Genomic DNA, 16,460 nt, shown 5'->3' with positions numbered 1-16,460 from the left:
TGTTCCCACAGGAATGTCGCCAATAGGGTGATGATCATCGAGTATCGTTCCCGCGGCAGCCTCCGCTATTCCGAAACGGGACCCGCGTCGGCGCCCGCATGCTTCTTTTTCTCCGGTTTGAAGTCCAGTCCCGCTTCCTTGCGCTGCTGCGCGGTGATCGGCGCGGGCGCATCGGTCAGTGGATCTACACCGCCACCGGTCTTCGGGAAGGCGATGACCTCACGGATGGAATCCATTCCGGCCAGCAGCGCGGTGATCCGGTCCCAGCCGAAGGCGATGCCGCCGTGCGGCGGGGCGCCGTAGGAGAATGCGTCGAGCAGGAAGCCGAACTTCTCCTGCGCCTCGTCGTGCCCGATGCCCATTACGTTGAAGACGCGCTCCTGCACATCGCGGCGATGGATACGGATGCTGCCGCCGCCGATCTCGTTGCCGTTGCAGACGATGTCGTAAGCGTAGGCCAGGGCCGAGCCCGGGTCGGTGTCGAAGGTTTCCAGCGACTCCGGCCTGGGCGAGGTGAACGCGTGGTGCACCGCGGTCCATGCCGAATGGCCAAGTGCCACATCGCCACTCGCGGTCGCCTCGGCGGCGGGTTCGAACATCGGCGCATCCACGATCCACACGAACGCCCACGCGTTCTCGTCGATCAGACCGCATTTGCGCGCGATCTCGCCACGTGCGGCACCGAGCAGCGCGCACTGCGCCTTGGCCGGGCCAGCGGCGAAGAACACACAGTCGCCGGGTACCGCGCCGACATGCTTGGCCAGGCCCTCGCGCTCGGATTCGCTGAGGTTCTTGGCGACCGGACCGCCGAGCGTGCCATCCTCCTGCACCAGCACGTACGCCAGCCCCTTGGCGCCGCGTTGCTTGGCCCAGTCCTGCCAGGCATCGAGCTGACGCCGCGGCTGACTCGCGCCCCCCGGCATCACCACCGCACCGACGTACTCCGCCTGGAACACCCGGAACGGGGTCTCCTTGAAAAACTCGGTGCATTCGGTGATCTCCACACCGAAGCGCAGGTCCGGCTTATCGCTACCGAAGCGGCGCATCGCCTCCGCGTAGGTCATATGCGGAATCGGGAACGGAATCTCGTAGCCGACCAGTTTCCACAGCGCCTCCAGGATCTCCTCGGCGACCAGGATCACGTCCTCCTGGCGCACGAAGCTCATCTCGAGGTCGAGCTGGGTGAATTCGGGCTGGCGGTCGGCGCGGAAGTCCTCATCGCGGTAGCAGCGCGCGATCTGGTAGTACCGCTCGATACCGGCGACCATCAGCAGCTGCTTGAACAGCTGCGGGCTCTGTGGCAATGCGTAGAAGCTACCCGGCTGCAGCCGCGCAGGCACCAGGAAGTCGCGGGCCCCCTCGGGCGTCGAGCGGGTCATCGTCGGGGTCTCTACCTCGACGAATTCATGACGGGCCAGCACCGCGCGGGCGGCCGCGTTGACCTTCGAGCGCAGCCGGATGGCCTTACCCGGCGCCTCGCGGCGCAGGTCCAGATAGCGGTACTTGAGGCGGGCCTCGTCACCTGGCTGCTCGTCGAGCTGGAACGGAAGCGGTGCACTCTCGTTGAGCACCTCGAGTTCGGTGACGTTGACCTCGATTGAGCCGGTCGGCAGCTCCGGGTTCTCGTTGCCATCGGGTCGCCGCTCGACCACACCGGTGACCTGCACGCAGAATTCGGCGCGCAACTTGTGCGCCTGAGCCGCGGGTTCGCCCTCGCGGAACACCGCCTGCGCCACACCCGACGCATCGCGCAGATCGATGAAGATCACGCCACCGTGGTCACGACGCCGGGCCACCCAGCCGGTGAGGGTGACGGTCTGACCGGCGTGCTCGCTTCGCAGCGAACCAGCCAAGTGGGTGCGCAGCACGGGATTCCTTTCGACGAATGTGACACCGGCGGGGCGATCCGGTGCGGTTGCCATCGTAGTGAGACACATATCCCGAGCGGAAACCGATATCACCGCCCCGCGTGCGAAGCTGTATCAGCAGGGTATGACCGAGTCGTTCGGCACACGAGAAAGCGAAGCAGATGACCTTCAACGAAGGCCTCCAGATCGACCCGGATCGGGCTTCTTCCGGCGGTGGACCCGGGTTCGGCGGCAAGCTCGCCCTCGGCGGTGGTGCCGGCGGTCTCATCTTGCTGGTACTCGGTCTATTGCTCGGCGGAGATCCCGGGTCGCTGCTCGGACAGTTGAACGGCACCGAGAACAGCACTGTGCAGCCCGGCACCGCGGGCACGCCAACGCACTGCAAGACCGGCGCGGACGCCAACAAGTACGTCGATTGCCGGGTGGTGCTGACCGCACAGAGTCTCGACGCGGTGTGGGCGGCACAGCTGCCCCAGCAGACCGGCAAGAAGTATTCGAAGCCGAAACTTGTGCTGTTCTCCGGCGCCGTCTCCACCGGATGCGGCAATGCCACCAGCGCGGTCGGCCCGTTCTACTGCCCTGGCGACCGGACCGCCTACTTCGACACCACCTTCTTCCAGGAACTGGTCGACCGCTTCGGTTCCAGCGGCGGCCCACTCGCCCAGGAGTATGTGGTGGCACACGAAATCGGCCACCACATCCAGAATCTGCTGGGTGATATCGGCCGGGCCCAGCGGGATCCGCGCGGACCGGAATCCGGCGCGGTGCGCACCGAACTCCAGGCCGACTGCTACGCGGGCATCTGGGCCCACTTCGCCGACAAGCAGCCCGCCCCCGGCACCGACCAGCCGTTTCTGAAACCCCTGTCCGACAACGATATCCGCGACGCCCTCTCCGCGGCGTCCGCAGTCGGCGACGACCGAATTCAGCGCGCCGCCCAGGGCCGTGTCAACCCGGAGGCCTGGACTCACGGCTCCTCGGACCAACGCCAGAAATGGTTCCTCACCGGTTACCGGACCGGCCAGGTTCAAGCATGCGATACGTACTCGGCCGCCGACCTGAACAACCCGTCGGCATTGCGCTGATCGCCGACGGATGATCGACAGGAATTCGAGCGACACGACGCGCGCGGTGCGGGTTCCGGCCCGCGCGCTGGGATGATCGATACACCTCGATCACCGAGGCCAATTGGACTGTGGCACAGCGTAGATAGGGATTACATGCGGAGCACGAAGTCGGCACTGTTGGTTCTCGTCGTGGCACTCGCGGGTAGCTGGGGTGTCGCCTCGGCCGAACCGGCCGACACGCCACAACCGCCCGCCAGCGCCACGGCGCTGCTGACACTCACCACCATCCCGAGTGGTTGGTCGGAGCGCGTCGACCTGCGTCCGCTGCTGCAGATCTACGCCGACGGCCGCGCGGTCCAACAGCCCGACGCCGCATCCACCACCCGCGCCGCCGACGTCCCACCGCAGCGACTCTCCGGCACCATCCCCGTCGACGTCCTGAATGCCGCACTGGCGGAAACCAAATCACTCGCCGCCCTCGACCTCGGCATGCCGAGCGCGACCGACGAGGGCACCCAGATCATCGATCTGATGCCCACCCCACCCGACCAAGACGTCCATCTGCTCATGTACGCCCCCGACGCGACCGAGAACCTCACCCCCGACCAACAAGCGAACCGCAAACGCTTCACCGATCTCTACCGCAAACTCCTCGACGCGTTCACCAAAGACCACTGAGCCGGCCTCGAGAACGCCGGCGCCCCCGCTCGAAGGAAGAAACCGAGTGGGGGCACTGGAGAAATACGTCCGACTAGAACTGGTCCTGTTCGTAGTCCGAGCTGACCAGTTCATCCGGGTGGGTCGCACCGATGACGTCCGGGGTGGACTCACCGAGCGGGCCGGTGAGGTCGTCGTTACCGGTGCGGCTCTGGTACGGATCCACATTGCGCGAATGCTCGTCGTCGTTGCCGCCGCGTTGACCGGTAGCACCGGGGCTGCCGCCCATGAAGGAGCTCCCTGAGCTCGCCGCACTGGTCGACGTACCCGTGCCAAGGGATGTGCCGGACAGGCCCGAGACCCGGCTGATCGGCGAGACGCTGCTGCCCGGTGTGCCGGTCACCTTCTGCGTCGACGGCGAGCCCGAGGTGCTCGGCGAACCGGAACGGCTTCCGATGCCGGTGATGCCCGGGGTTCCCGTACTGGTGTGCCCCGAGGTCGACGCCGCGGTGGTGGACGTGCTCGGCGAACCGGAGGTGCTGGAACCGTCCAGCAGGCCGGCCGCATTGGTCGACGCGTTCTGTGCGACCTCCTGCGCCTGCGACATGATCGGCTCGCCCAGGTTCTGCATGGCCGCCTGCGCGACCTCCTGCGGCGAGGGGAGACCACTGGTCCCGAGCAGCTGGTTCACTACACCGGTCAGTTCGGCCGTCTTCCCGGCCAGATCACCGCGCGTCGCATTGGCGACCGCGACCGCCGACCCGAGATGTTCGGTCGCGGTGGCGATGAGTGCGGCCTGACCGGGCGGGGTGAGCGCCACCGGCACGAGTGCGGTTGCCTGCGTGGCGAATTCGCTCGCGATCCCGAGCAACTGCGCATTGCCCTGCTGCACCACCGCGGCGGCCCGCTGGGTCAGTTCGGAGATATCAATACCGCGCTGACTGGTGTCCTGCCCCTGGGTCTGCGCGGTCTTGCTCGCGGCCTGCGCCTCACGAGACGACTGGCCCTGCCAGAGTTGCTCGACGGTCGACAGACCGCCCTTACCGACCGACACCGCGGACTCGATGATCTTGGACGACTGACTGAGGATCGCGGTCGGGTCGAAGGCACCGATAACGCCGGTGCCGAAGCTGTTGAGCAGCTCGAGGATAGGCTGGAACAGCGTGTCGATGCCGGGAATCCCCGGGATGGACAGTCCCTGCATCAGCGCCGTGGCCGGATCGGACGGAATATTCGTCGCCGCCGCGGCCGCCCCGTGGTTGCTCGCCCCACCGAGGGCACCGCTGACCGCGCTCTGCGCCTGCTGCGCCGCCTGCACCACCGGTGCTACCGCATGGCTGATCGCGGTCTGCGCATCGGTCAGCGCCTGCGATACATCGGGCGAGACCGCGCCGGCGAGAATCGCGCTCGCGTCCGGCGTCGAATTGCCGTTGAGTCCGGGCATACCCGCAGGCATGGCCCCCAGTTGCGGCGAATCCTCGGTGATCTTGCGCGCGAGGACGAATTCGGGCGCCTCGATCGGCGGTAGATCCGCGGGCAACTGCGGCAGCGCCAGATCGCTCAATCCCCGTGACGCATTCTGCAGCGCGTCGACGGCGGTATTCTGCGTCGCGATCACGGCATCTTCGATGGCCACGCTCTGCTGGTCGGGTGCGATCACACCGGTCACGCCGGCATCCATCGGTTTCATGCCCCGCCTCCGACCTGGTTGGTGATCGCGCTCAATACGCCCGCGTTGCCGGAGTCGGTGGTGTCGAACGCGGCGGCCGCGGTGAAGGCGGACTTCGAGAGCTTGTCGTACTTGGCCGACAGATCATTGATGTCCTTGGCCTGCAGGACCTGTGCCGCGGCGAACGCCAACAGATAGTCGGCGCCGATCAAGCCGAATACCGGCGTGAGCGCGACAACGTTCTGCACGGCATCGAAATTCGCCGCCCCCGCGATCTCACTGGCGACCCCGGCATTCGTCGCCGCGAACGCTCGGACCGCATCGGTCTCCACCGACAGATCAGCCATCGAGTTGCACCCCCCAAATCGTCGTGAACTGCATTTCAGTGTTCATAGCGTCGATCAACATCTACTCCCTGCCCGCACCGGCAGTTCGGCTGCGATGGGGCCCCTGCGCTGCGGCGAGTCGGTACCGGCGCCGCTGCGGTTGCGCCCAATATAGCGGACCCCACCGGCTGGTTTCGAGCCCAACGGGACCACCGGAAAGTAACTGGAACGTGTTGCAAATTAGAACAAGTTCTATATTCTCGATCGCATGAAGGTCGCAGTGACCGGCGCAGCCGGCTACCTTGGCACAAATCTGCTCAGCCTGCTGGTCGAACAAGGACACGAGGTCACAGCAATAGATCGCGTCGTTCCGGAGCAGCGGACCGACCCGAACGTCACATGGGTTTCCGGCAACGTCCTCGACCCCGAATCCATGCGCACCGTGCTCGCCGGCGCGGAGATCGTCTACCACCTCGTCGCCGTGATCACCCTGGCCGAGCAGCACGACCTCGCATGGAAGGTCAATACCGAGGGCGTGCGTGTGGTCGCCGAGGCGGCACTGGACCTCGGCGTGCGCCGCATGGTGCACGCGAGCTCCATCCATGCCTTCAACCAGTACACCTGCGGCGGCCGCATCGATGAGACCTCGGTGCGTTCCACCGATCCGAGTCTGCCCGTCTACGACCGCTCGAAATGGGCGGGCGAGGTCGAACTGCGCACGGTGATCGAGCAGGGCCTGGACGCGGTGATCTGCAATCCCACCGGCGTCTTCGGCCCGCTCGACTACAGCACCCCGCTGTCCAGAATCAACCGCACCCTCAAGGACGCGGCCCGTGGCCGCGTGCCCGCGATGATCGGCGGCGGCTTCGATCTCGTCGACGTGCGCGACGTCGCGAAGGGCCTGATCCTGGCCGGAGAGCGGGGTCGGACCGGCGAGAACTACCTGCTCGGCGGATCCATGATCTCCATGCTCGACCTGTGTCGCACCGCGGCGGAATGCGGCGGCAAGAAGGGGCCGAAGTTCTCGATCTCCCCCAAGGTCGTCAACGGCTTGATTCCGGCGCTCGCGCCGATCGGCAAACTGCTCAAGACCGACATCGTGTCGAAGGCCGCACTCGGCGCGCTGGTCTCCGCCCCGATCGTCGACCACGGCAAGGCGGAGCGCGAAATCGGTTATCGGCCAAGGCCCATCGACGAGACGGTGCGCGATCTGGTCACCTTCTTCACCGATCCGAAGCAGCTCAGCACACCGGACACCCGACAGCCTGCTTGACACCACTTAGAACACATGTTCGACTGATTGGGTGCGGTGGCAAAACCAAACCCTGGATGCCGACGACGGCGCCCTGCCCGGTCTCGACCGGGCGGGTTTCGTGCGCACCGTACAGACCCCCGAATTCGAGGGCATCACGTTCCACGAGGTGCTGTGCAAGAGCGCGCTGAACAAGATGCCGGAGTCGTCGAACCTGCCGTTCCACTGGACGATCAATCCGATGCGCGGCTGCTCGCATGCCTGCCGCTACTGTTTCGCACGCCCCACCCACGAGTATCTGGATCTGGACGCCGGCCGGGATTTCGATTCGCAGATCGTGGTGAAGACCAATATCGCCGCGGTGCTGCGCAAGGAACTCGGCCGGCGGTCCTGGCATCACGAACCCGTCGCGCTGGGTACCAATACCGATCCGTATCAACGAGCCGAGGGGCGATATCGGTTGATGCCCGGCATCATTCGCACGCTGACCGATTCCGGCACGCCGTTCTCCATTCTCACCAAGGGCACCCTGCTGCGCAGGGACCTGCCGCTGCTGACGGCGGCGGCACGCCAGGTCCGGGTGAGCATCGCCGTTTCCATCGCGATTCTGGATATGGATCTGCACCGCAGCCTGGAGTCCGGTACTCCGTCACCCAAGGCGCGGTTGGAGATGGTGCGAGCGCTGGCCGATGCCGGGTTCGAGGTGAACGTCATGGTCGCGCCGGTAATTCCATATCTCACCGACGGCCGCGCCCACCTCGACGCACTATTCGCCGCGATCGCCGAAGCCGGGGCGGTATCGGTGGTCGCATTCCCGATGCATCTGCGCGGGGCCACCCGCGGCTGGTTCCTGAGCTGGCTGGCCGAGGCGCATCCGGCACTGGTGCGCCGCTACCGCCAGCTCTATGGCCGCGGCGCCTATGTGACACCGGAATATGCGTCCTGGCTACGCGAGCGGGTGCAGCCACTGCTGCACCGACACGGCCTCACCCGCGAGCACACCTCGGAGCCGCAAGCACCACCATCGACACCGCTGCCGAACGACACGCAGCTGGCGCTCTTCGCGTAGAGCATTTCACAAGCAATTCCCGCACACGGCGGAGTAGGTTGGCCAATGGCACCTCCCATCGGACGAGGAAGTGAAGCAGGCATATGGTTTCCGACCAAAGTGATGTCGGCACAGCGAAATTGGAAAAGGTCGTAATTCGGTTCGCCGGGGATTCCGGTGACGGAATGCAGCTCACCGGTGATCGCTTCACGCACGAGGCGGCGGCATTCGGCAACGACCTCGCCACCCAGCCCAACTTCCCGGCCGAAATCCGGGCGCCGCAGGGCACACTTCCCGGCGTCTCGTCCTTCCAGATCCAGATCGCCGACTATGACATCTTGACCGCGGGCGACCAACCCGACGTGCTGGTCGCGATGAACCCGGCCGCGCTCAAGTCCAATCTGGAGGATCTGCCGCGCGGCGCCACTCTCATCGTGAACACCGACGAGTTCACCAAACGCAATCTCGGCAAGGTCGGATACGCCACCGATCCGCTCGACGACGACACGCTGAGCGATTTCGTGGTCCATCGCGTGCCGATGACCTCACTCACCCTCGGTGCGACCGAATCCACCGGTGTCGGCAAGAAAGACGGTCAGCGCGCGAAGAATATGTTCGCGCTCGGCCTGCTGTCCTGGATGTACGGCCGTCCGATCGGCGGGACCGAACGCTTCCTGCGCGAAAAGTTCGCCGCGAAACCCGATATCGCCGAGGCGAATCTGCTCGCCTTCCGCGCGGGCTGGAACTACGGCGAGACCACCGAGAGCTTCGCCACCACCTTCGAAGTGGCCCCCGCCAAACTGCCACCGGGCACCTACCGCCAGATCACCGGCAACACCGCGCTCGCCTACGGCCTCGTCACCGCGGGACAACTGTCCGGGCTGCCGGTATTTCTGGGCACGTACCCGATTACGCCCGCCTCCGATATCCTGCACGAACTCAGTAGGCACAAGAACTTCGGCGTCACCACCTTCCAGGCCGAGGACGAGATCGCGGGCATCGGCGCGGCCCTCGGCGCTTCGCTCGGCGGCGCGCTCGGCGTCACGAGTACCTCCGGTCCCGGGCTGGCACTCAAGAGCGAAACCATCGGACTCGCGGTGATGACGGAACTGCCGTTGGTGATCGTCGATGTGCAACGCGGCGGTCCGTCCACCGGATTGCCGACCAAAACCGAACAGGCCGATCTGCTGCAGGCACTCTACGGCCGCAACGGGGAATCGCCGGTCGCCGTACTCGCGCCGCGCTCCCCCGCCGACTGCTTCGCCACCGCGGTGGAAGCGGCCCGCATCGCGCTCACCTACCGCACGCCGGTGCTGTTGCTCTCCGACGGCTCGATCGCCAATGGCTCTGAGCCATGGTCGATTCCGCGGGTCACCGAATTGGAGCCGATCGATCCGCGCTTCGAACCCGAGGCCGAGGATGGCACGCCGTTCCAGCCCTACTCCCGTGATCCCGACACCCTCGCCAGGCCGCTGGCGGTGCCCGGCACCGCGGGCCGCGCACATCGGATCGGTGGACTGGAGAAGGCCGACGGCAGCGGCAATATCTCCTATGAGCCCGGCAATCACGAACTGATGGTTCGCCTGCGGCAGGCCAAGATCGATGGCATCACCGTCCCCGACATCGAGGTCGACGATCCGGAGCGGCGGGCCGAACTGCTGTTGATCGGCTGGGGCAGTTCCTTCGGGCCGATCGGCGAGGCCTGTCGCCGCGCCCGCCGCCGTGGTGTCCCGGTCGCGCAGGCGCATCTGCGATATCTGAACCCCTTGCCCGCCAACCTCGGTGCCGTACTGCGGAGCTATCGAACGGTGGTCGCGCCGGAAATGAACGGCGGTCAGCTGGCCATGCTGCTACGTGCGAAGTATCTGGTGGATGTGCAACCGTGGACGAAGATCGCGGGCACGGCCTTCTCCGCGCAGGAACTCGTCGGGGTAATCGATGCGGCGCTCGATGGGTCGATCGAGGATATGGAACACGATAAGGCCTTCGCGGCACGGTCGCGGGCCACGTACTCGACTGGGGGTAACTGATGACCATCGTCGAAACCTCGCTCGTCGGAACCGATCTGGGTCTCACCGGACTGTCCGGAGTGCCGTCCGCGGCCGGGCCGCAGAAGGTCAAGGACTTCACCTCCGATCAGGAGGTGCGCTGGTGCCCCGGCTGCGGTGACTATGTGATCCTGGCGACCGTGCGCGGCTTCCTCGCCGAACTCGGATTGCGCAGGGAGAATCTGATGTTCGTCTCCGGGATCGGCTGCTCGAGCCGGTTCCCGTACTACCTCGAGGCCTACGGCATCCACTCCATCCACGGCCGCGCTCCCGCCATCGCGACCGGACTCGCGGTCACCCGGCCGGATCTGTCGGTGTGGGTGGTGACCGGTGACGGTGACGCGCTGTCGATCGGCGGCAACCATCTGATCCATGCCCTGCGGCGCAATGTGAATATGACGATCCTGCTGTTCAACAACCGGATCTACGGACTCACCAAGGGCCAGTACTCGCCCACCTCGGAACCGGGCAAGATCACCAAGTCGACGCCGATGGGCTCGGTCGACCACCCATTCAATACGCTCTCGGTCGCGCTCGGCGCGGAAGCCAGCTTCGCCGCACGCGCATTGGATTCCGATCGCGCCTGGCTCACCGAAGTGCTGCGCGCCGCCGCCGAACATCGCGGGACCTCATTCGTCGAGATCCTGCAGGACTGCCCGATCTTCAATGACGGTTCCTTCGATGTGCTGCGCAAGGGCGATGCCGAATCCCGCCTCATCCCGCTGCACCACGGTCAGCCGATCCGTTTCGGCGCCGATGGCGAATTCGCCGTGGTGCGTGCCGGTTTCGGGCTCGCGGTGGTGCGCACCGACGAAGTCGACGAGTCCGAGATCATCGTCCACGACGCCTACACCGACAATCCGGAGTACGCCTACGCCCTCTCACGCCTGTCCGACCAGGACCTCGGCCACGTGGTCACCGGTATCTTCCGCAATGTCACCCGGCCCACCTATGACGACGCGGTGCGCAATCAAACCGCCGTGGCGCGCGAACGCAAACCGGTACAAGAGGATTCGCTGCAATCCCTGCTCAACGGTTCGGAAACCTGGACCATCACCTAGGCAGACCCAGCCGATCGGCGAGCGTGCCGAGGATGCGATGCAGGTCGGCACGCTCGGCGGTGGTGAGATCCGCGGTGGTCTCGGCGTCGATCGCGTGCGCGGCGTAGAGACATTTGCGCAGTAGTTCGTGGCCGTGCGAGGTCAAGCTCAGGTTCTGACGGCGGCGATCCTCCGGATCCCGCACCCGTTCGACGGCGCCGAGAGACTCCAGGTGGTCGGCCAGCGCGACGACCAGACTCGGCGCGACCCGCAGTGTCCGCGCCATCTCCATCTGCGATGTCGGGCCATTGGCCGCCAGCACATTCAGCATCCCGGCATGCTTCGGCTTGAGCCCGAGAGTCGAAACATCGGCACTGAACCGGTCGGTCAGGAACGCACCCAGCAGTCCGAGCCGGAATGCGATGGTCTCCGGCAGCTTCTCCGCCTTGACGTTCTTCATAGTCAGCATAATACTGTCGCTAAACCATTCAGACTTTGAACGATTTAGGGAGTGAATGATGCACCAGCTCACCCGATCCGCAATCATCGTCAATGCGATCGGCGCGGGCGTCGCCGTGGCATTCAGCGTCGCGGCGCTCGTCGACCCGACCCTCGCGATAACCGGCACCGCGAACTCCCCCGGTGTCGACCTGTATGCGCAGGCCTACGCAGCCCGCGCCATTCCCTTGGGTGCCGCGCTGCTGCTCAGCCTGACCAGCCGCCGCAAGCGGGCGCTGTTACCGCTGCTGACCGTGTCCGGCGCGGTACAGCTCGGTGACGTCGCGATCGGTGCCACCCACGGAATTCCAGGCATGATGGTCGGCGGCAGTGTGCTTGCGCTCATCCATCTCGCCACTGCGGGTCAATTGGCCCTCGGCAGGAGCCGCGCCGCCACGGCCGCAGCCTGAGCGACGACCTTCGGTACACATTGCCGACGCCGACCCCATCTTCGCCCGCACCACAGGCGGGCAATCCGAGCACGAGTCAGACGCGCTTGGCGAATCCGAGGTCGACGACGGCGTCGCGCTCCTGTTCGAGTTCCGCGATGCTGGCATCGATGCGGGCGCGGGAGAATTCGTCGATTTCCAGGCCCTGGACGATCGAGTATTCGCCGGCTGCACAGGTGACCGGAAACGAGGCGATGAGGCCTTCGGGAATGCCATACGAACCGTCGGAGGGAACAGCCATGGAGGTCCAGTCGTCGGTCTGGGTGCCGAGGGACCAGTCATGGATGTGGTCGATGGCGGCACTGGCCGCGCTGGCGGCCGAGGATGCGCCGCGGGCCTGGATGATGGCGGTGCCGCGCTGTTGAACGGTGGGGATGAAGTCCGCTCGCACCCAGTCCCGGCCCACGAGGTCGAGGGCGGGGCGGCCCGCGATGGTGGCGTGGGTGATGTCCGGATACTGGGTCGCGGAATGGTTACCCCAGATGGCGACGCGGGCGATATCGGCGGCCGGCGCGCCGGTCTTCTTGGCCAGCTGCGCGATGGCGCGGTTGTGGTCGAGGCGGGTCATCGCGGTGAAGCGCTCGGCCGGCACATCCGGGGCGTTGCTCATGGCGATGAAGGCGTTGGTATTGGCCGGATTTCCGACCACGAGCACCTGGACGTCGGCGGCGGCGCTGGCATTGATCGCCTGGCCCTGTTCGGTGAAGATCGGGCCATTGGCGGCCAGCAGATCCGAGCGCTCCATTCCCGCGGTGCGCGGGCGGGCACCGACCAGCAGCGCGACATTCGCGCCCGCGAACCCGACCCACGGATCGTCACTGATATCGATCGACTCGAGCAGCGGAAACGCACCGTCCTCGAGCTCCATCGCCACCCCCTCCAGCGATGCCACCGCCGCCGGAATCTCCAGCAACCGCAGCCGTACCGGTGTCTCGGACCCCAGCAGCGCCCCGGACGCGATCCGGAACAGCAGGCCGTAGGCGATCTGCCCCGCACCCCCGGTCACGGCGACGGTCACAGGCGCGGTCCGAGCAGCGGTGCGCACGAGAAACTCCTTGCGATAGGCGGGCACTCGATCCCTAACCCTAACGACTCTCACGGCCCCCGAACCTCAGTGGTGAGCTACGTGACAATCGGCCCGTCACACCCATCCACCCGGCCCAGTCAACGACAAGCGCACCGAACCCTGCGACATCCGCATCCGATCGCAGGGACGAATCCCGACAGTGCGCAACTGGTCAGCGCATCACCTAACCCTGCATCGCGCGCAATCGCGCCTGGCACGCCGATTCGCGTGTCGCGCGATCCGATCCACGCATCAACTCAGCCCCGCGACTTCCTGGTCGGTCAGGACGATCGGCGAAACGTAATCCTTCGCCCGCGCCAGTCGCACGGCACGGTACAGCGGCCGCGCTTCCAGACCGGCGTCTCGCGCCTCGGCGCGCAATTGCTGGACGAGCATGGTCGAAACCGATACCGCCGCAGCGAGTTCGCTCGCGGCCAGGGCATCGGCCAATTTGCGGAGGCCGAGGAGGTGCAGTTCGCGACCGCTGCCCGCATCGGTGTACATCGCGAGCGGGACGACCTGGGAATCGACGCCTGCGGTCACCCGCAGGACGATGCGACTCAAACGGGCCGGAAAGACCAGGATTTCGACGCCGTTGGCGGCGGCGATATCCACCTGACGCTCGCCGATCACCCGCCGCGCGTGAATTGTGGTCCCGGCCAACCACATACGACGTCGGCGCAAAGCAATGGCGTAGGCCACGGTGGGCGCGCCGACGACCAGACCGATCGGGATCGCGATCGACCACGGCACCAGCAGCGCCGCGAGCAGCGCCGCGCCGATGCCAACCCCTACCGCGGCGAGGGCGAGTCGCCGCAGCATGGGTGCGTAGGTTTCGGGCGCGACGAGATCGAGTCCGACCGTCGGAACCGGTTGGGCTGCGCCGGGATTCGTGGGTTCTACAGGCACGGCTGCCCATTCGTCGTGGTGCGGGTGTACCCCGGCAACGTACTACTCGCCCGAGCGCAGGGCGGCGGCGACGGCGGCCACCGTCTCGTCCAGTGGGATCTGACGCTGTTCACCGGTGGCCATATCCTTCAGGCCGATGGTGTTCTCGGCCAGGTCACGGTCACCGAGAACCAGGGTGAATTTTGCGCCGGACTTGTCCGCGGCCTTCAGCGATCCTTTGACGCCGCGACCACCGTAGGCCAGATCCACCCGGATACCGGCCGCCCGCAACTGTGCCGCGAGCACGACCAACCGCTGCTTGGCCGCATCGCCGAGTGATACGCCGTAGACCTCACACCGCGCCGGATCGCCCGCCGACTTGCCCTCGGCCGCCAGCGCCAGGATGGTGCGGTCCACACCGAGCCCGAATCCGATGCCGGACAACGGCTGTCCACCCAGTTCGGCCATCAGCCCGTCGTAGCGTCCACCGCCACCGATACCCGACTGCGCCCCGAGCCCGTCGTGGACGAATTCGAAGGTCGTCTTCGTGTAGTAATCCAGGCCGCGCACCATCCGCGGATTCACCACATAGGACACGCCGAGCGCGTCGAGATACCCGAGCACCTGCTCGAAGTGCGTTTTCGCCGACTCCGAAAGGTGATCGATCATCAGCGGCGCGTTCGCGGTCATCTCGCGCACCTCGGGCCGCTTATCGTCGAGCACCCGCAGCGGATTCAGCTGCGCGCGCCGCTTGGTCTCCTCGTCCAATGGCAGCCGGAACAAGAACTCCTGCAGCAGCTCTCGATACTGCGGACGGCAGGTCTCGTCACCGAGGGAGGTGATCTCCAGCCGGAAACCATCGAGCCCCAGTCCGCGATAGCCGGCGTCGGCGATCGCGATCACCTCGGCATCCAGTGCCGGGTCATCGATACCGATCGCCTCGACGCCGACCTGCTGCAACTGCCGGTACCGACCGGCCTGCGGACGCTCATAGCGGAAGAACGGGCCCGAGTACACCAGTTTCACCGGCAACTGCCCGCGATCGAGCCCGTGCTCGATGACCGCACGCATGACCCCGGCGGTGCCCTCCGGCCGCAGCGTGACACTGCGATCGCCGCGGTCGGCGAAGGTGTACATCTCCTTGGTCACCACATCGGTGGATTCACCGACGCCGCGTGCGAACAAGGCGGTGTCCTCGAAGATCGGCAGCTCCACATGCCCGTACCCGGCGAGTCGGGCGGCACGGATCAAGCCGTCGCGCACCGCGACGAACTCGGCCGAACCGGGTGGCACGTAATCCGGAACCCCCTTCGGGGCGGAGAAGCTGCTGGTCTTGGTCACGATGGTCCAGTTTCCACCACCACGGCCCCTCGAGTCCAACCGGTTTGCCGCCAGCGGTTCGTACAGCGTCACCACTGGTCGAAATGGCCTGCTGAGCAGTCTCAGGAATAGATGGCACAATCCAGTGCCGTACGTAACGGATACGGGAGGAACGTGGTAGTGCCGAGCAACGAACAGCGACGGGCAGCGGCGAAACGCAAGCTGGAACGCCAGCTGGCCAACCGCGCCGATCGGGCGCGCAAGCGCAAGCGACTCATGATCGCCGGATCGGCGCTCGGCGTGGTGGTCGTAGCGGCAGCAGCCGTGGGCGTCTACTTCCTGACCAAGAGTGACGAGAAGCCCGCCGCCATCAGCTGCGACTACCTCGACAGTCAGAAGCCCGCCGACAAGCAGGTGAAGAAGCCGCGCACCAGCGGCATCGAGAACACCGGCGACAATGCGAGCCTCAGCGTCAGCATGGAGACCACCCAGGGCCCCATCGGCCTGACCCTGGACAATGCCAAGGCGCCGTGCACCGTGAACAGCTTCGCCAGCCTCGCCGGTCAGGGCTACTTCGACAACACCAGCTGCCACCGCATGACCGCGGACGAGGGCCTGAAGGTACTGCAGTGCGGTGATCCGACCGGCACCGGCACCGGCGGCCCTGGCTACCAGTTCGACAACGAATACCCGACCAACCGCTACAACCCCGCCGACCCCGCATTGCAGAAGCCCATGGATTACAAGCGCGGCACACTGGCCATGGCCAACGCGGGACCGGATCCGATGACCGGCGGCGGCACCAACGGCAGTCAGTTCTTCATCGTCTACGGCGATTCGCAACTGCCACCGAACTACACCATCTTCGGCACCGTCGATCCGGACAGCATGGGCACGCTGGACAAGATCGCCGCGGGCGGTCAGGACAATTCCAACGGCCAGGGCGACGGCAAGCCCAATCTTCCGGTGACGATCCAGTCGGTCCGCATCGACTGAGCCGACCCTTTCCAGCGACACGCAAGCAGTCGCCAGCGACACGCCCGATCCGGATACTCGCTTGGTTCGGGCCCGCTGCGCACAATGGGCAGCGGGCCCGAACTGCACCCATGATCAATCCAGGGTAGGCGACCCTAATCATTCGGTAAGGGTGCGCTAAGACCGGAGATCCTCCGAAGCTTTCCCCCACCCGCCGGAATTGTGCGTTATATGCTGTTAAGCGGCACGCCCGCACGGTTGGTGCCGAGATTTCTCGGGTAATCTCGAA

The 16,460-nt window shown here is 66.0% G+C and carries 15 protein-coding genes; 8 read left to right on the top strand and 7 right to left on the bottom strand.

Features of this window, described 5'->3' with window-relative positions; all coding sequences use genetic code 11:
• Positions 1-65: 65 nt before the first annotated feature.
• The gene (aspS, locus tag AB0L58_RS01775) at positions 66-1,868 is read right to left on the bottom strand and encodes an aspartate--tRNA ligase (RefSeq protein ID WP_364380164.1); all 1,803 of its coding nucleotides are present in this window, start codon (positions 1,866-1,868) and stop codon (positions 66-68) included.
• Positions 1,869-2,029: 161 nt separating this feature from the next.
• Here aspS and AB0L58_RS01770 point away from each other — a divergent pair, with 161 nt between their 5' ends.
• Together AB0L58_RS01770 and AB0L58_RS01765 are read left to right on the top strand one after the other, a co-directional pair.
• A complete protein-coding gene (locus AB0L58_RS01770) occupies positions 2,030-2,953 on the top strand; it encodes a neutral zinc metallopeptidase (protein ID WP_364379309.1) in 924 nt (307 codons plus the stop codon).
• Between the two features lie 135 nt (positions 2,954-3,088).
• Positions 3,089-3,613, top strand: coding sequence for a hypothetical protein (locus AB0L58_RS01765; protein WP_364379306.1), 525 nt, complete (start codon positions 3,089-3,091; stop codon positions 3,611-3,613).
• A 73-nt stretch (positions 3,614-3,686) separates the two neighbouring features.
• Here the strand turns inward: AB0L58_RS01765 and AB0L58_RS01760 are convergent, their stop codons facing one another.
• Complete coding sequence (locus tag AB0L58_RS01760; protein WP_364379303.1) at positions 3,687-5,282, bottom strand: hypothetical protein; 1,596 nt, start codon at positions 5,280-5,282, stop codon at positions 3,687-3,689.
• A complete protein-coding gene (locus AB0L58_RS01755) occupies positions 5,279-5,608 on the bottom strand; it encodes a type VII secretion target (RefSeq protein WP_364379300.1) in 330 nt (109 codons plus the stop codon). Before AB0L58_RS01755 ends, AB0L58_RS01760 begins: the two co-directional genes overlap by 4 nt.
• A 247-nt stretch (positions 5,609-5,855) precedes the next feature.
• On the opposite strand from AB0L58_RS01755, the gene AB0L58_RS01750 reads away from it, so the two are divergent.
• The 4 genes from AB0L58_RS01750 (at position 5,856) to AB0L58_RS01735 (ending at position 10,996) form a co-directional block, all read left to right on the top strand.
• On the top strand, positions 5,856-6,860 hold the full coding sequence (locus AB0L58_RS01750; RefSeq protein WP_364379297.1) for an NAD-dependent epimerase/dehydratase family protein: 1,005 nt from the start codon (positions 5,856-5,858) through the stop codon (positions 6,858-6,860).
• Between the two features lie 31 nt (positions 6,861-6,891).
• Positions 6,892-7,908, top strand: coding sequence for an Rv2578c family radical SAM protein (locus AB0L58_RS01745; protein WP_364379294.1), 1,017 nt, complete (start codon positions 6,892-6,894; stop codon positions 7,906-7,908).
• A gap of 83 nt (positions 7,909-7,991) precedes the next feature.
• Positions 7,992-9,917 (top strand): 2-oxoacid:acceptor oxidoreductase subunit alpha, encoded by a 1,926-nt coding sequence (locus tag AB0L58_RS01740; protein ID WP_364379290.1) that lies wholly within the window; start codon positions 7,992-7,994, stop codon positions 9,915-9,917.
• Positions 9,917-10,996 carry a 2-oxoacid:ferredoxin oxidoreductase subunit beta gene (locus tag AB0L58_RS01735; RefSeq protein WP_364379287.1) on the top strand — a complete coding sequence of 360 codons (1,080 nt, stop codon included), beginning with the start codon at positions 9,917-9,919 and terminating at the stop codon, positions 10,994-10,996. The genes AB0L58_RS01740 and AB0L58_RS01735 overlap by 1 nt, the downstream gene beginning before the upstream one ends.
• Here AB0L58_RS01735 and AB0L58_RS01730 read toward each other — a convergent pair.
• Complete coding sequence (locus AB0L58_RS01730; protein WP_364379284.1) at positions 10,989-11,435, bottom strand: MarR family transcriptional regulator; 447 nt, start codon at positions 11,433-11,435, stop codon at positions 10,989-10,991. The two genes, AB0L58_RS01735 and AB0L58_RS01730, sit on opposite strands and share 8 nt — an antisense overlap.
• Before the next feature lie 55 nt (positions 11,436-11,490).
• Between AB0L58_RS01730 and AB0L58_RS01725 the strand changes: the two genes are divergently transcribed.
• Positions 11,491-11,883 (top strand): hypothetical protein, encoded by a 393-nt coding sequence (locus tag AB0L58_RS01725; protein WP_364379281.1) that lies wholly within the window; start codon positions 11,491-11,493, stop codon positions 11,881-11,883.
• A 76-nt stretch (positions 11,884-11,959) separates the two neighbouring features.
• On the opposite strand, the gene AB0L58_RS01720 is transcribed toward AB0L58_RS01725, so the two are convergent.
• From AB0L58_RS01720 to hisS, 3 genes are all read right to left on the bottom strand, one after another.
• A complete protein-coding gene (locus tag AB0L58_RS01720) occupies positions 11,960-12,967 on the bottom strand; it encodes a malate dehydrogenase (RefSeq protein WP_364379278.1) in 1,008 nt (335 codons plus the stop codon).
• 273 nt (positions 12,968-13,240) lie between these two features.
• Positions 13,241-13,897, bottom strand: a complete 657-nt coding sequence (locus AB0L58_RS01715) for a hypothetical protein (protein ID WP_364379275.1) — start codon at positions 13,895-13,897, stop codon at positions 13,241-13,243.
• Positions 13,898-13,939: 42 nt separating this feature from the next.
• A complete protein-coding gene (hisS, locus tag AB0L58_RS01710) occupies positions 13,940-15,217 on the bottom strand; it encodes a histidine--tRNA ligase (RefSeq protein ID WP_364379272.1) in 1,278 nt (425 codons plus the stop codon).
• A 159-nt stretch (positions 15,218-15,376) separates the two neighbouring features.
• On the opposite strand from hisS, the gene AB0L58_RS01705 reads away from it, so the two are divergent.
• The gene (locus tag AB0L58_RS01705) at positions 15,377-16,192 is read left to right on the top strand and encodes a peptidylprolyl isomerase (RefSeq protein WP_364379269.1); all 816 of its coding nucleotides are present in this window, start codon (positions 15,377-15,379) and stop codon (positions 16,190-16,192) included.
• The last annotated feature ends 268 nt before the right edge of the window (positions 16,193-16,460 follow it).

The sequence above is a fragment of the Nocardia sp. NPDC052112 genome (assembly GCF_040680135.1).
Taxonomy (GTDB): Bacteria; Actinomycetota; Actinomycetes; order Mycobacteriales; family Mycobacteriaceae; genus Nocardia.
Note: the sequence above shows the minus strand (reverse complement) of the source record. Positions and strands in the feature narration are given on the sequence as shown.